Source organism: Ralstonia chuxiongensis (genome assembly GCF_024158925.1).
GTDB lineage: Bacteria > Pseudomonadota > Gammaproteobacteria > Burkholderiales > Burkholderiaceae > Ralstonia > Ralstonia chuxiongensis.
Genome location: NZ_JAMYWC010000005.1, coordinates 502,322 through 520,981, shown reverse-complemented (window position 1 = coordinate 520,981; position 18,660 = coordinate 502,322). Strand labels below are relative to the sequence as shown.

The 18,660-nt window shown below is 63.5% G+C and carries 18 protein-coding genes; all 18 read left to right on the top strand.

The features are described from left to right. Positions 1 to 413, top strand: a 413-nt coding sequence (locus NKG59_RS19665) for a succinate dehydrogenase iron-sulfur subunit (protein WP_168727219.1), incomplete at its 5' end; no start/stop codon positions are given. A gap of 71 nt (positions 414 to 484) precedes the next feature. Further along, entirely contained in the window at positions 485 to 772 is a 288-nt protein-coding gene (locus NKG59_RS19660) for an FAD assembly factor SdhE (protein WP_009241006.1), read from the top strand. 122 nt (positions 773 to 894) lie between these two features. Beyond that, positions 895 to 2,196, top strand: coding sequence for a citrate synthase (gltA, locus tag NKG59_RS19655; RefSeq protein WP_253540096.1), 1,302 nt, complete (start codon positions 895 to 897; stop codon positions 2,194 to 2,196). Positions 2,197 to 2,415: 219 nt separating this feature from the next. Then, positions 2,416 to 3,825, top strand: a complete 1,410-nt coding sequence (leuC, locus tag NKG59_RS19650) for a 3-isopropylmalate dehydratase large subunit (RefSeq protein ID WP_253540094.1) — start codon at positions 2,416 to 2,418, stop codon at positions 3,823 to 3,825. Positions 3,826 to 3,848: 23 nt separating this feature from the next. Then, positions 3,849 to 4,499, top strand: coding sequence for a 3-isopropylmalate dehydratase small subunit (gene leuD, locus NKG59_RS19645; RefSeq protein WP_045203311.1), 651 nt, complete (start codon positions 3,849 to 3,851; stop codon positions 4,497 to 4,499). 29 nt (positions 4,500 to 4,528) lie between these two features. Beyond that, complete coding sequence (leuB, locus tag NKG59_RS19640; protein ID WP_253540092.1) at positions 4,529 to 5,599, top strand: 3-isopropylmalate dehydrogenase; 1,071 nt, start codon at positions 4,529 to 4,531, stop codon at positions 5,597 to 5,599. A gap of 81 nt (positions 5,600 to 5,680) precedes the next feature. Further along, on the top strand, positions 5,681 to 5,857 hold the full coding sequence (locus tag NKG59_RS19635) for a hypothetical protein (RefSeq protein ID WP_155954077.1): 177 nt from the start codon (positions 5,681 to 5,683) through the stop codon (positions 5,855 to 5,857). 82 nt (positions 5,858 to 5,939) lie between these two features. After that, positions 5,940 to 7,043, top strand: a complete 1,104-nt coding sequence (gene asd, locus NKG59_RS19630; RefSeq protein ID WP_253540091.1) for an aspartate-semialdehyde dehydrogenase — start codon at positions 5,940 to 5,942, stop codon at positions 7,041 to 7,043. Between the two features lie 387 nt (positions 7,044 to 7,430). Next, a complete protein-coding gene (tapV, locus tag NKG59_RS19625) occupies positions 7,431 to 10,331 on the top strand; it encodes a FimV/HubP family polar landmark-like protein TapV (RefSeq protein WP_253540089.1) in 2,901 nt (966 codons plus the stop codon). A gap of 83 nt (positions 10,332 to 10,414) precedes the next feature. Next, a complete protein-coding gene (gene truA, locus NKG59_RS19620; protein ID WP_253540087.1) occupies positions 10,415 to 11,239 on the top strand; it encodes a tRNA pseudouridine(38-40) synthase TruA in 825 nt (274 codons plus the stop codon). Beyond that, on the top strand, positions 11,236 to 11,955 hold the full coding sequence (locus tag NKG59_RS19615) for a phosphoribosylanthranilate isomerase (protein WP_315862604.1): 720 nt from the start codon (positions 11,236 to 11,238) through the stop codon (positions 11,953 to 11,955). The genes truA and NKG59_RS19615 overlap by 4 nt, the downstream gene beginning before the upstream one ends. 95 nt (positions 11,956 to 12,050) lie before the next feature. Beyond that, positions 12,051 to 13,244, top strand: coding sequence for a tryptophan synthase subunit beta (trpB, locus tag NKG59_RS19610; RefSeq protein WP_045203305.1), 1,194 nt, complete (start codon positions 12,051 to 12,053; stop codon positions 13,242 to 13,244). Positions 13,245 to 13,260: 16 nt separating this feature from the next. Next, positions 13,261 to 14,082 (top strand): DNA-methyltransferase, encoded by an 822-nt coding sequence (locus tag NKG59_RS19605; protein WP_253540084.1) that lies wholly within the window; start codon positions 13,261 to 13,263, stop codon positions 14,080 to 14,082. Positions 14,083 to 14,097: 15 nt separating this feature from the next. After that, positions 14,098 to 14,895 carry a tryptophan synthase subunit alpha gene (gene trpA / locus NKG59_RS19600; RefSeq protein WP_253540082.1) on the top strand — a complete coding sequence of 266 codons (798 nt, stop codon included), beginning with the start codon at positions 14,098 to 14,100 and terminating at the stop codon, positions 14,893 to 14,895. A 30-nt stretch (positions 14,896 to 14,925) separates the two neighbouring features. Then, entirely contained in the window at positions 14,926 to 15,798 is an 873-nt protein-coding gene (gene accD, locus NKG59_RS19595) for an acetyl-CoA carboxylase, carboxyltransferase subunit beta (RefSeq protein ID WP_024975356.1), read from the top strand. Positions 15,799 to 15,891: 93 nt separating this feature from the next. Then, positions 15,892 to 17,190 (top strand): bifunctional tetrahydrofolate synthase/dihydrofolate synthase, encoded by a 1,299-nt coding sequence (gene folC / locus NKG59_RS19590; RefSeq protein ID WP_253540080.1) that lies wholly within the window; start codon positions 15,892 to 15,894, stop codon positions 17,188 to 17,190. 13 nt (positions 17,191 to 17,203) lie between these two features. Next, positions 17,204 to 18,064 (top strand): SPOR domain-containing protein, encoded by an 861-nt coding sequence (locus tag NKG59_RS19585; RefSeq protein ID WP_253540078.1) that lies wholly within the window; start codon positions 17,204 to 17,206, stop codon positions 18,062 to 18,064. 90 nt (positions 18,065 to 18,154) lie between these two features. Further along, the gene (locus tag NKG59_RS19580; RefSeq protein WP_253540077.1) at positions 18,155 to 18,652 is read left to right on the top strand and encodes a CvpA family protein; all 498 of its coding nucleotides are present in this window, start codon (positions 18,155 to 18,157) and stop codon (positions 18,650 to 18,652) included. The last annotated feature ends 8 nt before the right edge of the window (positions 18,653 to 18,660 follow it).

Sequence of the window (18,660 nt, the reverse complement as noted above, 5' to 3'; positions counted from 1 at the left end):
GCGACCTGATCGTGGACATGACGCAGTTCTTCAACCAGTACCACTCGATCAAGCCGTACCTGATCAACGACGAGCCGCCGCCCGAGAAGGAGCGTTTGCAGTCGCCGGAAGAGCGTGAAGAGCTCGACGGCCTGTACGAGTGCATTCTGTGCGCGAGCTGCTCGACGTCGTGCCCGTCGTTCTGGTGGAACCCGGACAAGTTCGTCGGCCCGGCCGGTCTGCTGCAGGCGTATCGTTTCATCGCCGACAGCCGCGACCAAGCCACCAGCGAGCGTCTGGACAATCTGGAAGATCCGTATCGCCTGTTCCGCTGCCACACCATCATGAACTGCGTCGATGTGTGCCCGAAGGGCCTGAACCCGACCAAGGCCATCGGCAAGATCAAGGAATTGATGGTGCGGCGCGCGGTGTAAGCCGCGAGTCAGCGCACTTTGGCATTGTGTGTCGCCGGAGCGGTTTCTCCGGCGACACATTTTTAGGAAGTATGGTTGCTGTGAACACTCCGACGTTCTCCCATCAGTCCGATCCACACAAGCGTGCCCGTTTGCGCTGGCGTGCCCGACGCGGCCTGCTTGAGAACGACATCATCGTCGAGCGATTCTTCAACCGCTACGAGACGGAACTGTCGGATGACGACGTTGCCGCGCTCTCGCAGTTGTTCGAGCTTCCCGACAACGACCTGATGGATCTCCTGCTTGCACGCAAGGAACCGGAGGGCGAACTCGACGTGCCTCACATCCAGCACGTCCTGACCTTGCTGCGCTCGGTCTAAACCGGCGCGCGAGAGGTTGCCGCAAGACGAATCGGTCTAGCCGCCCCCGGCCGGCGCCCCTTGATCCGTCTGGCGGGAGTCTCCCGACTTCATTTTTATAAACAGCAGAGAAGGAAACCGACATGACGCCGTCCGAAGTGAAAGCCACCCTATCGTTTTCCGATGGCTCGCCCAGCGTCGAGCTGCCGATCTATAAGGGCACGGTTGGCCCGGACGTGATCGACATTCGCAAGCTGTACGGTCAGACGGGCAAGTTCACGTACGACCCCGGCTTCATGTCGACCGCGTCGTGCAATTCCAAGATCACCTACATCGATGGTGACAAAGGTGAGCTGCTGTATCGCGGCTACGCCATCGACGATCTGGCCAGCAAGTGCGATTTCATGGAAATCTGCTATCTGCTGCTGAAGGGCGAGCTGCCCAACGCCAAGCAGAAGGAAGAGTTCAACCATGTGGTGACGAACCACACCATGGTGCACGAGCAGATGCAGTTCTTCCTGCGCGGTTTCCGTCGTGACGCCCATCCGATGGCCGTGCTGACCGGCCTGGTTGGTGCCATGAGCGCGTTCTATCCGGACGCTGCCAACATCAATGACCCGCGCGAGCGCGAAATCTCGCAGATCCGCCTGATCGCCAAGCTGCCGACGCTGGTGGCCATGGCGTACAAGTACAACATCGGCCAGCCGAACATCTATCCGCAGAACAACCTGTCGTACACGGGTAACTTCATGCGCATGATGTTTGCCACGCCGTGCGAAGACTACAAGGTGAACCCGGTGCTGGAGCGCGCTCTGGACCGCATCTTCATCCTGCACGCAGACCACGAGCAGAACGCTTCGACGTCGACGGTGCGTCTGGCCGGCTCGTCGGGCACGAACCCGATCGCGGCAATCGCCGCCGGTATCGCCTGCCTGTGGGGCCCGGCGCACGGTGGCGCGAACGAAGCCGCGCTGAACATGCTGGAAGAAATCGGCTCGGTGGACAAGGTTCCCGAGTTCATCAAGCAGGTCAAGGACAAGAACAGCGGCGTGCGCCTGATGGGCTTTGGCCACCGCGTGTACAAGAACTACGACCCGCGCGCCAAGCTGATGCGCGAAACCTGCCATGAAGTGTTGAACGAACTGGGCCTGCACAATGACCCGCTGTTCAAGCTCGCCATGGAACTGGAAAAGATCGCACTGGAAGACGAGTACTTCGTCAGCCGCAAGCTGTACCCGAACGTCGACTTCTACTCGGGTATCGTGCAGCGCGCGTTGGGCATCCCGTCGTCGATGTTCACCTGCATCTTCGCGCTGGCCCGCTCGGTGGGCTGGATCGCACAGTGGGAAGAGATGATCACTGATCCGGAGTACAAGATCGGTCGTCCGCGCCAGCTGTTCAATGGCGCCGCAACCCGCGAAGTGCCGTCGATCGACAAGCGCTAAGCCAGGCTGTTCGCTTTACAGAAGCCCCGCTCGGGAAACCAGCGGGGCTTTTTGTTGCCCGCAGCTGCCAGAAAGGCTTTCGCATAATGGCGAAACCCCCTTTCGTCAGTCACGTCCGGTGCCCAATGCCCCGGATGGCATAATCGATCACTCCCCACGAAACTGCTCGCGCGGCGGCCCTGAATTTAAAAAAGGGGCGCGTTGTGCACGGATCGAATCATGGCCAAGACGCTCTACGACAAACTTTGGGACGATCACGTCGTTCATACCGAAGAGGACGGCACGACTGTCCTTTACATCGATCGTCAACTGCTGCACGAAGTGACGAGCCCGCAGGCCTTCGAAGGCCTGAAGATTGCCGAGCGTCCGGTGTGGCGCATCAGCGCCAACCTGGCTGTGTCGGACCACAACGTGCCGACTACCGATCGCTCGCACGGCATTGCCGATCCGGTTTCCAAGCTGCAGGTCGACACGCTCGACGCGAATTGCGACAGCTACGGCATCACGCAATTCAAGATGAATGACAAGCGTCAGGGCATCGTGCACGTGATCGGGCCGGAGCAGGGGGCGACGCTGCCTGGCATGACGGTCGTGTGCGGCGATTCGCATACCAGCACGCACGGCGCATTCGGCGCGCTGGCGCACGGCATTGGCACGTCGGAAGTCGAGCACGTGCTGGCCACGCAAACGCTGCTCGCCAAGAAGAGCAAGAACATGCTCGTGAAAGTGGAAGGCACGCTGCCGCGTGGCTGTACAGCCAAGGACATCGTGCTCGCCATCATCGGCAAGATCGGTACGGCTGGCGGCACGGGCTATGCCATGGAATTCGGCGGCTCGGCCATTCGGGCGCTGTCGATGGAAGGCCGCATGACGGTGTGCAACATGGCAATCGAAGGTGGCGCTCGCGCCGGCATGGTCGCCGTAGACGATGTCACGCTGGAATACATCAAGGGCCGTCCGTTCGCGCCCCAGGGCGTGGAGTGGGAGCAGGCCGTCGCCTACTGGCGCACGCTGCATTCCGACGAAGGTGCGCATTTCGATCAGGTGGTCGAGTTGCGCGCTGAAGAGATTCGCCCGCAGGTGAGCTGGGGCACGTCGCCGGAAATGGTGGTCAGCATTGAAGACCGCGTACCGGATCCCGAAAAGGAAAAAGACCCGAACAAGCGCAACGCCATGGAGCGCGCGCTGGAATACATGGGCCTGCAGCCGAACGTCGCCATCAGCGACATCAATATCGACAAGGTCTTCATCGGCTCGTGCACCAACAGCCGTATCGAAGACATGCGCGCTGCCGCGTGGGTTGTGCAGAAGCTGGGCAAGCGCATCGCCTCCAACGTGAAGCTGGCGATGGTCGTGCCGGGCTCGGGCCTCGTGAAGGAGCAGGCCGAGCGAGAAGGGCTCGACAAGATCTTCAAGGCGGCTGGCTTTGAATGGCGCGAGCCGGGTTGCTCGATGTGTCTAGCGATGAACGCCGACCGCCTCGACCCGGGCGAGCGCTGTGCATCTACGTCCAACCGCAACTTCGAAGGTCGTCAGGGCGCGGGTGGCCGCACCCACCTGGTCAGCCCGGCGATGGCCGCTGCGGCTGCGCTGGAAGGCCACTTCGTTGACGTGCGCAAGCTCGCTTGAGCGGCAGGATAGAGAGAGCAATCATGGAACAATTCACCATCCACACCGGCCTCGTGGCCCCGCTCGACCGCGAGAACGTCGACACCGACGCCATCATCCCGAAGCAATTCCTCAAGTCGATCAAGCGCACGGGCTTCGGCCCGAACCTGTTCGACGAGTGGCGCTACAAGGACGTTGGCGAGCCTGGGCAGGACAACAGCAAGCGTCCGCTGAACCCGGACTTTGTGCTGAACCAGCCGCGTTACAAGGGCGCCTCCGTGTTGCTGGCCCGCAAGAACTTCGGTTGCGGCAGCTCGCGTGAGCACGCACCGTGGGCGCTGCAGCAGTATGGCTTCCGCGCCATCATCGCGCCGAGCTTTGCCGACATCTTCTTCAACAACTGCTTCAAGAACGGCCTGCTGCCGATCGTGCTGACAGAGTCGCAAGTCGACCATCTGTTCAACGAGACGCAAGCCTTTACCGGCTACCAGCTGACCGTCGATCTGGACAAGCAGATCGTCGTCACGCCAGGCGGTACGGCGTATCCGTTCGACGTCACGGCGTTCCGCAAATACTGCCTGCTGAACGGCTTCGACGACATCGGTCTGACCCTGCGCTACGCCGACCAGATCAAGGCTTACGAAGCGCAGCGCCTGGCCAAGATGCCGTGGCTCGCGCACAAGCTCGTCGGCTGAGCTGACGCCAGAACAACAAGGACAACTACATGACCAAGATTGCAGTGTTGCCGGGTGACGGCATTGGCAAGGAAATCGTCGCCGAGGCCGTGAAGGTGCTCAAGGTACTGGGCGAGCCGTTCGAGATGGAATTCGCCCCCGTGGGCGGCGCCGGCTACGAGGCGAAGGGCCACCCGCTGCCGGAAGACACGCTCAAGCTCGCCAAGGAAGCTGACGCCATCCTGTTCGGTGCCGTGGGCGACTGGAAGTACGACACGCTGGCGCGCGAACTGCGCCCCGAGCAGGCCATTCTCGGCCTGCGCAAGCACCTGCAGCTGTTCGCCAATTTCCGTCCGGCGATCTGCTATCCGGAGCTGGCCGGCGCGTCGAGCCTGAAGCCTGAGATCGTCTCAGGCCTCGACATCCTGATCGTGCGCGAACTGACCGGCGACATCTACTTCGGCCAGCCGCGCGGCGTGCGAGCAGCACCTGACGGTGTGTTCGCCGGGGCTCGTGAAGGCTTCGACACCATGCGCTACAGCGAGCCGGAAATCCGCCGTATCGCGCACGTCGCCTTCCAGGCTGCCGCCAAGCGTGGCAAGAAGCTGTGCAGCGTTGACAAGGCCAACGTGCTCGAGACGTTCCAGTTCTGGAAGGACATCGTCACCGATGTGCATAAGGAATATCCGGAAGTCGAGCTGTCGCACATGTACGTCGACAACGCTGCCATGCAGCTCGTGAAGGCGCCGAAGAACTTCGACGTGATCGTCACCGGCAACATGTTCGGCGACATTCTCTCGGACGAGGCTGCCATGCTGACGGGTTCGATCGGCATGCTGCCGTCGGCGTCGCTCGACGCGAACAACAAAGGCTTGTATGAGCCGTCGCACGGCTCCGCGCCGGACATCGCGGGCAAGGGCGTTGCCAACCCGCTGGCGACGATCCTGTCGGCGGCGATGATGCTGCGCTATTCGCTGAACAAGGCCGAGCAGGCTGATCGCATCGAAACGGCCGTCAAGAAGGTGTTGGCGCAGGGCTACCGGACTGGCGACATTCTGACCCCGGGCTGCAAACAGGTCGGCACTGTGGCGATGGGCGACGCGGTGGTCGCTGCCTTGTAAATCGAACCATGCGTTGCGGTGCCGTCACATGCGGCGCCGCAATCGTCATTTTTTCGGCGGACACATGTTGCAGTGCATTGTGTGGCCGCCAAATCGTGTATATTTTTGCAGATGATCTCGATCGCGCTCCCCGTCCTCGTACTGGGCATTCTGGGCACCCTGGCTATCGCCGCCAAGGGCACCGCCGCGCGCGCTCGCATGACGCCTGTCGAGATTCGCACGACCACGAAAATCATTACCAAAAAAACGATCTCGTAGATCGTCCGTCGTGTCCGTTCGCCTTCCCCGCGCGGTCACGCCGGGCGACCGAGGCGGGGAAAATCACTAGAGGTTCACAATCATGAAGGTAGGTCTCGTCGGTTGGCGCGGGATGGTCGGCAGCGTGCTGATGCAACGCATGCAGGAAGAAAAGGATTTCGACCTGATCGACACCGTGTTTTTCAGCACCAGCAACGCCGGCGGCAAGGCGCCCGCATTCGCCAAGACGGATGCGCCCCTGGCCGACGCCAACGACATCGAAGCGCTGAAGGCTTGCGACACGATCATCACGTGCCAGGGCGGTGACTACACGACCGAAGTCTTCCCGAAGCTGCGCGCCGCCGGCTGGAATGGCTACTGGATCGACGCCGCCTCGACGCTGCGCATGGAAGATGACGCCGTGATCGTGCTGGACCCGGTCAACCTGTCGCTCATCAAGAATGCGGTGGCGGCCGGTACCAAGAATTTCATCGGCGGCAACTGCACCAATTCGATTCTGCTGATGGGCGTGGGCGGACTGTTCCGCGAAGGCCTGGTCGAGTGGGTCAGCTCGATGACCTACCAGGCCGCTTCGGGCGGTGGTGCAAACCATATGCGCGAGCTGCTCAAGGGCATGGGCGTGATCCACGGCGCGGTGGCTGATGAACTGGCCAATCCGGCCTCCGCCATCTTGGACATCGACCGCAAGGTTGCCAAGACCATCCGCGAGGATGTGCCGACCGAATTCTTCCCGGCGCCGCTGGCTGGCGGTTTGATCCCCTGGATCGACAAGCAGCTCGACAACGGTCAGTCGAAGGAAGAGTGGAAGGGCCAGGCCGAGGTCAACAAGATCCTGGGCTCGGCGCAGACGATTCCGGTCGACGGCCTGTGTGTGCGGATTGGCGCAATGCGCTGCCACAGCCTGGGCCTGACGCTCAAGCTCAAGCGCGACCTGCCGCTCGAAGAAATCGAGCAGATCATCCGCTCGGGTAACCCCTGGGTGAAGTGGGTACCGAACGACCGCAGCATCACCGAGAAGGAGCTGACGCCGGCGTCCATCACCGGTGGTCTGGAAATCGGCGTGGGCCGTGTGCGCAAGCTGAACATGGGGCCCGAGTATGTGAGCGCCTTCGTAATCGGCGACCAGCTTCTGTGGGGCGCCGCCGAGCCGCTGCGCCGTACGTTGCGTATCCTGCTGGGCAAGTGATTCGAGCTTTGCTTTCCTTGTCAGGTCGGGCATCGGCGGCTGTCGTTGCGGCCTGACAACAGAAAGTGCGCTTTTTCTACCAACGCCGCGCGGCCTGCGCGGCGTTGTGCCATCTGGACGCCCACGGTCTGTAACGTTGGTACACAATAGCGGCCGGAACGCTGTCCGCCCATTCGTGGGGTGGACGGGGCACGGGGAAGGGTTAGCGCCACATGAAGCACACGCATTCCGGGGGGTACGTCGGGTGCTTCAGAATCTCGCCAATTGTGTCGTTTTCATAAAGATTGACGGCGGTTCTTATCCAGCACTTCACTTTTTGGGTGAACTTGCTGCGCTAACTCGTTGATGTTAAGTTCGTTTGCACATTAAAAGATAACGGAGTCGAAGGTGAGGGTGAGCCAATACCGCCGGAGAGAATCGTCCCATCGCAGTCCTCGCTGGTCGGCCGTCGCGTTTGCTGCGGCGAGCCTGCTGCTGATTCAGCCCGCTGCACAAGCGGCCGGTTTCGGCGCGCTGCACGTGCGTTCCAGCCTCGGCCAGCCGCTGCAGGCCGAGATCGATCTGACCGGCGTGACGCCCGAAGAGGCGCAAAACCTGGTCGCCAAATTGGCTGCGCCGGATGCCTATTCGCGTGCCGGTCTGACCTACAACCCAATCGTCTCCTCGCTGCGTGCCTCGCTGGAGCGCCAGTCGAATGGCAATTATGTGGTGCGTCTGCGCTCGACCCAGCCCGTCGCCGAGCCGTTCGTTGATGTTCTGGTCGACTTGAACTGGGCGAGCGGCCACGTTTCGCGCGCCTATACGTTCCTGCTGGATCCGGTGGGCTCCAGCAATACCGCACAGAATTTCGCGCCGACGCCGGTGGTGCAGGCCACGACGCCGGGCGCCGCTGAATCGACGTCGGCTGCCTCGGCCGCTCAACCGCAAGCTGCAGCCCCGACTGCCGCGGCGCCGGCACCGGCACGCCAGCCCCGTGCTGCTCGCCAAGCCGCGCGTGCCCAGCAAGCTGCTCCTGCTGCTGCCACCCCGGACGCTACGCCCGGTGGCTCGTACACTGTGCAGCGTGGCGATAGCCTTTACGACGTCGCATCGACGGCTGCTCAAGGTCAAGACGCCGTGTCGCTCGACCAGATGCTGCTGGCCCTGTATCGGAACAATCCCAACGCTTTCATTGGCGGCAACATCAACCGGCTGCGTACCGGCTCGGTGCTGAAAGTGCCCTCGCAGGCCGAAGCGCAGAAAACGCCTGCGCGCGAGGCACGCCGCGAAGTCATTGCGCAGACGTCCGGCTTTGCCGGCTATCGCAACCGCCTCGCAACGGCGGCGGAAGCCAACGCGGCCACGGATACCGATTCCGCCCGCCAGCAAAGCGGCAGCGTGTCGGCCCGTGTGCAGGATCAGGCTACGCCGGCTGCAAGCGGCCGCGACGAGCTGCGTCTCTCCAAGGCTGACCGTGCCGGCAAGGCTGGCGCCGCAGCCGCTCATGACGAGGAGCTCGTCGCCAAGGAGCGCGCGCTCAAGGAAATGGAATCGCGCGTTGCACAGTTGGAGAAGAATCTCTCTGACATGCAGCGCCTGGTTGAATTGAAGAACGCTGAACTGGCCAAGGCGGCCAGCGCTGCCAAGCCGGCCGCTGGTGCTGCGCCGTCAACGGCTGCCCCGGCAGTGGCGGCGGCCAACGCGCCGGCTCCCGCGCCGGCAGCAGCCGCATCGTCAGCTCCTGCTGCCGCTGCTCCTGCAGAAACGGCAGCCGCTGCACCGGCTTCCTCGACGACGGCTGCGGCGGCAGCTTCCGGACCGGAAGCGGCATCGGCGCCGGTGGCGGCAGCCTCGGCACCGCAGGCGGCCAGCGCCTCGATGGCGGCTGCCTCGGCTCCCGCCGCCGCGCCGAAGAAGGCGCCCGTCGTGGTGGCTCCGCCGCCCCCGATTCAAGAGGAATCGTTCCTCTCGTCGCTGCTGGGCAACCCGATGGCCCTGGGCCTGGGTGGCTTGGTGGTCGCCTTGCTGGGTGGTCTGGTTGTGTATCGCCGTCGCCAGCAGAAGCCTGAGCAGGCACATGGCTTCCAGGACAGCCTGTTGTCGCAGGAAAGCACCGTGATGGCGGGTGCCAACTCGCTGTTTGGCGCGGCAGGTGGTCAAAGCGTCGACACCTCGCAGCACAGCGTGTTCGGTGCGGATTTCCGCATTGGCGGCGGCAACGAGAGCAATGAAGTCGACCCGATTGCCGAGGCCGATGTCTACATCGCCTACGGTCGCGACGTACAAGCCGAAGAAATCCTGCGCGAGGCCCTGGAGCAGCATCCGGAGCGCCAAGCCATTCGCCTGAAGTTGATGGAAATTTACGCCAATCGTCAGGACGCCCATGGCTTCCAGACCATTGCTGAAGAGATGCTGGCGCAAGTTGGCGCGGCCTCGTCGGAATGGGCAGAGGCTGCTGCGATGGGCCGCAAGTTCGATCCGGCTAACCCGTTGTACCTGACGGTGCAGGGTGATGGAAACCATCCGGGCGCCGAAGCACATGCAGAGCCGAGCCACGCTGGCGCCGCAGTGGCAGGTGCCGCTGCGCTGGCCGGTGTGGGCGCCGCGGTGGCTGCCGAAGCCTTCAGCCCGACGGTGACGGGGCAGACCACCCGCCGTGGGGACGACTGGACTACGCTGTCTCCGGATCTGGACCCGTCCTCGCCGTCGACCAAGGCACCGCAACTGGCCGATTTCGATCTGCCGCTGGAGTCGTTCCCGGCGCCGGCAGCAGGCGAGCCGATCACCGCGCCGGAAGAAGCATCGGACATCTTCAAGGTGCATGCCGAACCCGAAGCGGATCTGCCGCAGTTCAACGCGCACGCTGGCGAGGCTTATCAGCCCGTGGCCGCGCCCCCGCTGCACATGGATCTGTCGGACTTGTCGCTGGATCTGAACCCGACGCCGCCCGCCGCAGAAACGGCTGCTCCGGCAGCCTCGGTTGCAGCAGAGGAAAGCCTGCCGAGCTGGGCTCAGCCGACTGACCTGTCGCAGGCTCCGATGCGCTTCGAGTCCGAGCCGCATCACGCGGAGGTCGCGAACGACGAGCCGCAATCGGCCATCCGTCTGGACACCAACCTGCCGCACACGCTGTCCGGCGAGCATGGTGCCGACGGTGTGCGCGATCTGCAGATCAAGTTCGATCTGGCCAAGGCCTACATCGAGATTGGCGACAAGGAAGGCGCTCGCGAACTGCTGCAGGAAGTGCTGGATTTGGGCGATCCGTCGTTCCACGCCGAGGCGCAAGCCTTGATGCGCCAGATCGGCTGACGCAACGCGTTTTACGCCATCGACAGCGCCGGCAGGGTGGTATCCTGCCGGCGTTTTTCTTTCCGCACGAGGATTCACACGGCATGACGCGCATCGCGCTTGGCATTCAGTACGACGGTGCCGCGTTTTCGGGTTGGCAATCGCAGCCGCACGGCAACACCGTGCAGGACGCGCTGGAGGCGGCATTGCGGCAGTTTGCCGGCGTGGCGCTGCCGACCACGGTGGCCGGCCGCACCGACGCAGGGGTGCATGCGCTGGGCCAGGTCGTCCACCTGGATACCGACCTCGTGCGCGAGCCGTTTTCGTGGGTGCGCGGCACCAACGCCTTTCTGCCCCCCACGGTGGCTGTGCGATGGGCGCGGGAGATGCCGGAGGATTTTCACGCGCGCTTCTCCGCACATCGCCGCACGTATTACTACGCGCTGACCTTCGGCCCGACGCGCGCGCCGTTGCTCGAAGATAAGGCCGGCTACGTGATGCTGCCGCCCGGCCAATCCCTTGACGTGGCAGCCATGAACGAGGCCGCGCAGGTGCTGGTCGGTGAGCACGATTTTTCGTCGTTCCGTGCGGCCGAATGCCAAGCCAAGTCGCCCGTCAAAACGATGTACTCGATCGAGTTGCGAGGCGAGGGCGAGTGGGTATTCGTGCGTATTCGCGGCAGTGCATTCCTCCATCACATGGTGCGCAACATCATGGGGTGCCTGGTGGCGATCGGGCGCGGCCGGCAGCCGGCTTCCTGGATGCGCGATGTGCTGGCTGCCCGTAGCCGCGTCGCCGCCGCCCCGACTTTCATGCCCGACGGGTTGTATCTGGCCGAGGTCGGCTATCCTGATGTCTTCTCGTTGCCGGCTTCTCCGGCATCGTCCAGCCTGTTTCGTGGCGTGTTCGACGAACACGCCGGCTCGTGAATTCCGCATCCACCATGCCGTTGCACCGTACCCGTATCAAGCTGTGTGGCCTGACCCAGCCGGCCGACGTCGATCACGCCGTCGAGCTCGGCGCCGATGCAATCGGGCTCGTCTTCTATCCGCCCAGCCTGCGTTACGTCGCCGCTGAACGTGCGGCAGAGCTGGCCCGCCGTGCTGGTCCGTTCGTCACCGTGACGGGCCTGTTCGTCAACGCCAGCGCGGACGACGTGGCGCGCGTGCTCGACCAAGTGCCGCTTACGCTGCTTCAGTTTCACGGTGACGAGCCGGCAGAGCTGTGCGCCGAGATTGCCGGAAAGGTGGGGCTGCCGTGGCTGCGCGCCCTGCGTGTTCAGCCCGGGGCCGATTTGGTAGAATTCGCCGATCGGTTTGCCGCTGCTCAAGGCCTGCTGCTCGACGCATTTGTTGAGGGCTATGGCGGCGGCGGCCATGTATTCGACTGGACCCTCATTCCTCCGCAATGGCTCCCGCAATCGCCATCCTTGCCAACCACAAGCGCCGCTCCTCGGCTCGTTTTGAGTGGTGGGTTGAGCGCGCAAAACGTCGCTGGCGCGATTGAACGCGTGCGGCCGTACGCTGTTGACGTCAGCAGCGGGATCGAGGCCGCACGGGGCGTGAAAGACCACGCCCGGATGACCGCATTTGTGCGTGCGGTCCGCGAGGCCGATGCAGCCCTGGGCGCATCGATTCAGACCTGAGCCGATCTGGCAGGTTTCTCGCGACGTACGCCTTCCTGAATATCTCCGCCGACAGGTCTTCATCCTGACCTCGGCGGATGCCTCGAGAGATTGCCATGTACAACCTGCCCGACGCCCACGGCCATTTCGGCCCCTACGGCGGCACCTTCGTTGCGGAAACGCTGTCCCACGCGCTCGATGAATTGCGCGACGCCTACGCGCGCTACCAGCACGATCCAGAATTCGTCAAGGAATACGAATACGAGCTGAAGCATTTCGTCGGCCGCCCGTCGCCCATCTATCACGCTCGCCGTCTGACCGAACACTGCGGCGGCGCGCAGATCTACCTCAAGCGCGAAGACCTGAACCACACCGGCGCGCACAAGGTGAACAACGTGATCGGCCAAGCGCTGCTGGCACGCCGCATGGGCAAGCCACGCGTGATTGCCGAGACGGGTGCGGGCCAGCACGGCGTGGCCACGGCCACGATTGCCGCGCGCTACGGCATGGAATGTGTCGTCTACATGGGTAGCGAAGACGTGCGCCGCCAGGCCGCCAACGTCTATCGCATGAAGCTGCTGGGCGCGACCGTGGTGCCGGTGGAGTCGGGCTCGCGCACACTCAAGGACGCGCTGAACGAAGCGATGCGCGACTGGGTGACCAACGTGGCTGACACCTTCTACATCATCGGCACGGTGGCGGGCCCGCATCCGTACCCGATGATGGTGCGCGACTTCCAGGCCGTGATCGGCGAGGAATGCAAAGTGCAGATGCCTGAGATGATCGGGCGCCAGCCGGACGCCGTCATCGCCTGCGTGGGCGGCGGCTCCAACGCCATGGGCATCTTCTATCCGTACATCGACCATGCCGACGTGAAGCTGATCGGCGTGGAAGCGGCGGGTGAGGGCATTGAGACCGGCCGCCACGCCGCGTCGCTCACGGGCGGTTCACCGGGCGTGCTGCACGGCAACCGCACCTATCTGCTGCAGGATGAAGACGGCCAGATCATCGAGACGCATTCGATCTCGGCCGGGCTCGATTATCCGGGCGTCGGCCCGGAACACGCGTGGTTGAAGGATGTGAAGCGCGCGGAATACGTCGGCATTACCGACAAGGAAGCGCTGCAGTCCTTCCACGACCTGTGTCGCATGGAGGGCATTATTCCGGCGCTGGAATCGAGCCATGCGCTGGCGTATGCATGCAAGCTGGCGCCGACGCTGCCCAAGGACAAGATCCTGCTGGTGAACCTGTCCGGCCGCGGCGACAAGGATATGCATACCGTCGCCGAATTCTCCGGCATCAAACTCTAACGGCACTGGCACACGCATGACCGAGCGCGCCATCGACGGCATCTTCAACGAGGACTGCATTACCGGGGTCGAGCATCTGGCCGACGGCAGTGTGGACCTCGTCATCGCCGATCCGCCGTACGGGCTGGGCAAGGATTACGGCAACGACTCCGACAAGCTGTCGGGCGACGCGTACCTCGCCTGGTCCGAACGCTGGATCGATGCGGTGCGGCCGAAGCTGGCGCGCAACGGATCGCTCTACCTGTTCTGCACGTGGCAATACGCGCCGGAATTGTTCGTGATGCTCAAGCGGCGTCTCACGATGGTCAACGAGATCATCTGGGACCGCCGCGTGCCCAGCATGGGCGGCAGCACGCGCAAGTTCTCGTCGGTGCACGACAACATCGGCTTCTTTGCCGCGTCACGCGAGTACTACTTCGACGTCGACGCCGTGCGCATTCCGTACGACGCCGAGACGAAGAAAGCGCGCAGCCGCAAGCGTTTCGAGGGCAAGAAGTGGCTGGAAGTCGGCTACAACCCGAAAGACGTGTGGAGCGTGTCGCGCCTGCACCGGCAAGACCCGGAGCGCGCCGAGCATCCGACGCAGAAGCCGTTGGAACTGGTGGAACGCATGATTCTGGCAAGCTGCCCGCCGGGCGGCCTGGTGCTGGACCCGTTTCTGGGCAGCGGCACCACGGCTGCGGCATGTGCGCGGCTTGGTCGCCGTTTCGCCGGCTTCGAGATCAACGCCGACTATTGCCGCGTGGCGCGCGAGCGGGTGGCTGCCGTGCATGCCGCCGCCGAATTTGCCACCCAACCGACTGAATCTCTGGCGCCTGACACCATCAAGGTCGCCTGACACACTGATCCCGCTATGTCCCGCATTGCTCAAACTTTTTCGCAGTTGTCCGCACAGGGTCGCAAGGGCCTGATTCCGTTCATCACGGCGGGCGATCCGTACCCCGAGATGACCGTCGACCTGATGCACGCGCTGGTCAAGGGCGGCTCCAACGTCATCGAACTGGGCGTGCCGTTCTCAGACCCGATGGCCGACGGCCCTGTCATCCAGCGTGCGTCGGAGCGCGCATTGGCCAACAAAGTCGGCCTGCGCACGGTGCTGGAGTATGTGCGCACATTCCGCACCACAGATTCAACGACGCCCGTGGTGCTCATGGGTTACGCCAACCCGATCGAGCGCATGGGCGTGGAGGCCTTTGCCAAGGCTGCATCCGAAGCGGGCGTCGACGGCGTGCTCGTGGTCGACTATCCGCCCGAAGAGTGCGAGGCCTTTGCCAACACCATGCGCGCCGCCGGCATTGATCCGATCTTCCTGCTGGCGCCCACGTCCACCGAAGCGCGCATCGCCCAGATCGCCCGCGTGGCGAGTGGCTACATCTACTACGTGTCGCTCAAAGGTGTAACCGGCGCGGCCACCATCGACCTCGACGCTGTGGCGGCACGCATCCCACAAATCCGCCAGCACGCGCGGCTCCCGGTGGGCGTCGGTTTCGGCATCCGTGATGCGGCAACGGCACGTGCGATCAGCGGCGTGGCCGATGCGGTGGTCATCGGATCCCGCATTGTGCAATTGCTTGAAGAAGCACCTCGCGAACAAGCGGTACAATACTTGACTGATTTCATCGCGGAGATTCGCCAGGCGCTCGACGCCTGATCTCGGCGACACCGCATTCAAGGAGCACGCATGAGCTGGCTGGACAAACTGCTTCCGCCCAAGATCCAACAGACCGATCCGTCGCAACGCAAGGGCATTCCGGAAGGCCTTTGGGTCAAATGCCCGGCCTGCGAGTCGGTGCTGTACCGTACCGACGTCGAAGCCAATCTGCACGTCTGCCCGAAGTGCGATCATCACATGCGCATTGGCGCGCGTGCCCGTCTGGACGCGCTGCTGGACGCCGAAGGCCGCTATGAGCTGGGCCAGGAGATCCTCCCGGTCGACGCGCTGAAGTTCAAGGACAGCAAAAAGTACCCCGACCGCATCAAGGCGGCCATGGACAACACCGGCGAGACCGATGCCATGGTCGTGATGGGCGGCGCCATCCATGCGCTGCCGGTGGTGGTGGCGTGCTTCGAGTTCGAGTTTATGACGGGCTCGATGGGCTCGGTGGTGGGCGAGCGTTTCGCGCGTGGCGCGCAGATGGCGCTGGAACAGAAGGTGCCGTTCATCTGCGTGACGGCGTCGGGCGGCGCGCGCATGCAGGAAAGCCTGCTGTCGCTCATGCAAATGGCCAAGACCACTGCGATGGTCCAGAAGCTGGCGCAAGCCAAGCTGCCGTTCATCAGCGTGCTGACCGATCCCACCACGGGCGGTGTGTCAGCCAGCTTCGCTTTCATGGGCGACGTGGTGATCGCCGAGCCCAAGGCAATGATCGGCTTTGCCGGCCCGCGCGTGATCGAGCAGACCGTGCGCGAGAAACTGCCGGAAGGCTTCCAGCGCGCTGAGTTCCTGCTGACGAAGGGCGCCATCGACATGATTGTCGATCGCCGCAACATGCGTCGCGAGATCGCCGAGCTTCTGGCGCTCCTGCAGAAGCAACCGGCCGACGCACTGGCCTGATGCAGCACATCTGTTGAACCGAAGCGCGGGCGTGAGTCCGCGCTTCTTGTTTTTGCGCGGCCCGTTTCCCCGAAGCCGCGCCACTTATTTCGCATGCCTACATTCGACACGTTGCCCGACTGGCTGGCCCACCTGGAAATCGCACACCCGGTCGGCATCGACATGGGCTTGGCCCGCATCAGTCGCGTGCGCGAGGCGCTCGGGCTGGAATTCAAGTCAGTCGTCTTCACGGTGGGCGGCACCAATGGCAAGGGCTCGACCTGCGCGATGCTGGAGGCGATCCTGCTGGCGGCCGGCTTCAAGGTGGGTTGCCATACTTCGCCGCACCTGATCGACTTTAACGAGCGTGCTCGCGTGAATGGCGAGATCGCCACAGACGCGATGTTGCTGCCGCACTTCGAGGCCGTGGAGCGTGCGCGCTGTAGCTTCCCCGAACCTGTCAGCCTGACCTATTTCGAATTCACTACGCTGGCGATCATGCATCTGTTCGCCAATGCGGGCCTTGATGCGGTGATCCTGGAAGTCGGCCTGGGTGGCCGATTGGACGCGGTCAACATTGTCGATACCGATTGCGCCATCATCACCAGCGTCGATCTCGATCACATGGCCTACCTGGGCGATACCCGCGAGGCGATCGGCTTTGAGAAAGCCGGCATCTTCCGCGCAGGCAAGCCGGCGATCTGCGCTGACCCGGTGCCGCCCATCTCCCTGGTCAAGCACGCTGAAGCCATCGGCGCAGATCTTTGGCTGATCGGCCGCGATTTCAACTTCCAAGGTGACAAGCAGCAGTGGGGCTTCAGCGGGCGCGGGCGCCGTTGGCCGAGCCTGGGCTATCCGGCATTGCGCGGGGCGAACCAACTGCTGAATGCGTCGGCAGCGCTGGCTGCTTTGGAATCAGTGCGCGATCGGTTGCCGATCTCGGCGCAGGACGTGCGTCTGGGGCTGTCGCAGGTGGTGCTGCCGGGGCGCTTCCAGGTTCTGCCGGGGCGTCCGTCCGTGATCCTGGACGTCGCACACAACCCGCACGCCTCGGCCGCGCTGGGCCAGAACCTCGAGAACATGGGTTTCTACCGCTACACCTACGCGGTGTTCGGTGCGATGCAGGACAAGGACATCGAAGGTGTACTCCGGCACATGCTGGACAAGGTCGATCACTGGTGTTTGACCGACTTGCCGACGCCGCGCGCTGCGACCGCTGCAAACCTGGCGCAGGCGCTGACCGAGGCCGGTTTCCGCGCAGGCAAGGAATCGAGCGTGAGCACATTCAGCGATCCCGCCACAGCCTATCGCAACGCCATGGAGCGGGCCACCGAGGATGATAGAATCGTGGTCTTCGGATCGTTCTACACCGTTGCCGGCGTGCTGGCGGAGCGCAAGAGTCGCGCGCACTAAAACCGGGGCCCTCATGGGACTGTTTTCCATTTTCTCCTCCCGCAAGAACGCTGAAGGCGAACGCACACGCGGCGCAGCCGCCGGCAGTGCTGCCGATGTGGCTCGCGCTGCGGTGCGTGGTTCGCGCGCATCGTCGAATGCTCGCAGCCGCGCCTCCCGTCGCACCGACGATGACGACGACGGTCTTGATCCCGAACTCCCGCAAAAGCAACGCGCTCGCCGTCGGCTGATCGGCGCCTTGGTACTGGTTGGCGCCGCCGTGATCGTGCTGCCCCTGGTGTTTGATGCCAAGCCGCGCCCCGTGACCGATGCGGTGGCCGTGCAGATCCAGGATCAGCCGGTCGATCGTGGCGCCAAGGCCTCGACCGATGAGCCGAAGGTCGCCAGCCGGCGTTCCGCGTCGCGTCCTGCAGCTTCGTCGACGGATCAGGCGCAGGCGCTTGACCAGGGCGAAGAGGTTGTTGCAAGCAATGACGCGCCGCCCGCAGCTCAGAACCCGCCGGCTGCAGCCAAGCCAGCGACACCGCCCAAGCCCGTCACCAGTCCGACGCCGCCTGCTGAATCCAAGCCCGCAGCGAAACCTGCCCAACCGGCAGCCCAGCCCACACAGCAAACGGCCGCAGCGAGCACCGATGCCAACGGTGGCAAGTTCATTCTCCTGATCGGCGCGTTCGCTTCCGAAGACCGCGCCCGAAATTGGTTGGGCAAGCTCAAGAGCGAGAAGATTCCCGGTTACATCGAACACAAGAAGGTGCCTGAGAAGGGCGATCTAGCCTTGCTGCGAGCGGGTCCGTTCAACGATCGTGCGTCCGCCGAAGCGGCGCAGAAGCGTGCCGAGCAGATTGGCCTGACGCCAAAACTCGTGCAGCAATGACAATGCGGCCGAACGTGTACGTAGCGCGCTCGCCAGATTTGCTGATTCGTCACGCCGCATTCCGCCTCAGTCAATCGAAGCCGCTGCCCGATGCAACCGACTTTCTTTGACTACGGTGTGCTGTTAATCATCGTCACGTCGGCGCTGATTGGGTTGTTTCGCGGGCTGATCCGCGAGGTGCTGGCGTTGCTCGGGTGGTTGTTTGCCGCGTGGGTGGCGTACACGTTTTCAGGTGTGGCGGCGGGCTGGATGCCGGAATCGCTGCCCGGTGGGCCGGTCGCACGCACCGTTCTCGGTTTCGTCCTACTGTTTATCGTGACGGTGATTGCAACTTCGCTGGTGGGCGCACTACTTTCGGCGGCGCTAGCGCGCGCGGGGCTCAAGCCGGCGGATCGCGGTCTGGGTATGGTGTTCGGGTTGGCACGCGGTGGCGTGATCATCCTCGTGTTGATGACGGTGGCCGGCTTTACCAGCCTGCCTGAGCAGCCGTTCTGGCGTGATGCGATTACGCGACCCTATGCGGAGCAGGCAGCACAAGCAGCCAAGCCGTTGTTGCCCCCTGATGTCGCGAAGTATGTTCACTATTGATCTGGAGC

Excerpts from the sequence above, each read along its gene's own strand:
- NKG59_RS19660 (WP_009241006.1), top strand. The coding sequence starts at position 485 with ATGGTTGCTGTGAACACTCCGACGTTCTCCCATCAGTCCGATCCACAC.
- gltA (WP_253540096.1), top strand. The coding sequence starts at position 895 with ATGACGCCGTCCGAAGTGAAAGCCACCCTATCGTTTTCCGATGGCTCG.
- leuC (WP_253540094.1), top strand. The coding sequence starts at position 2,416 with ATGGCCAAGACGCTCTACGACAAACTTTGGGACGATCACGTCGTTCAT.
- leuD (WP_045203311.1), top strand. The coding sequence starts at position 3,849 with ATGGAACAATTCACCATCCACACCGGCCTCGTGGCCCCGCTCGACCGC.
- leuB (WP_253540092.1), top strand. The coding sequence starts at position 4,529 with ATGACCAAGATTGCAGTGTTGCCGGGTGACGGCATTGGCAAGGAAATC.
- asd (WP_253540091.1), top strand. The coding sequence starts at position 5,940 with ATGAAGGTAGGTCTCGTCGGTTGGCGCGGGATGGTCGGCAGCGTGCTG.
- truA (WP_253540087.1), top strand. The coding sequence starts at position 10,415 with ATGACGCGCATCGCGCTTGGCATTCAGTACGACGGTGCCGCGTTTTCG.
- trpB (WP_045203305.1), top strand. The coding sequence starts at position 12,051 with ATGTACAACCTGCCCGACGCCCACGGCCATTTCGGCCCCTACGGCGGC.
- NKG59_RS19605 (WP_253540084.1), top strand. The coding sequence starts at position 13,261 with ATGACCGAGCGCGCCATCGACGGCATCTTCAACGAGGACTGCATTACC.
- trpA (WP_253540082.1), top strand. The coding sequence starts at position 14,098 with ATGTCCCGCATTGCTCAAACTTTTTCGCAGTTGTCCGCACAGGGTCGC.
- accD (WP_024975356.1), top strand. The coding sequence starts at position 14,926 with ATGAGCTGGCTGGACAAACTGCTTCCGCCCAAGATCCAACAGACCGAT.
- folC (WP_253540080.1), top strand. The coding sequence starts at position 15,892 with ATGCCTACATTCGACACGTTGCCCGACTGGCTGGCCCACCTGGAAATC.
- NKG59_RS19585 (WP_253540078.1), top strand. The coding sequence starts at position 17,204 with ATGGGACTGTTTTCCATTTTCTCCTCCCGCAAGAACGCTGAAGGCGAA.
- NKG59_RS19580 (WP_253540077.1), top strand. The coding sequence starts at position 18,155 with ATGCAACCGACTTTCTTTGACTACGGTGTGCTGTTAATCATCGTCACG.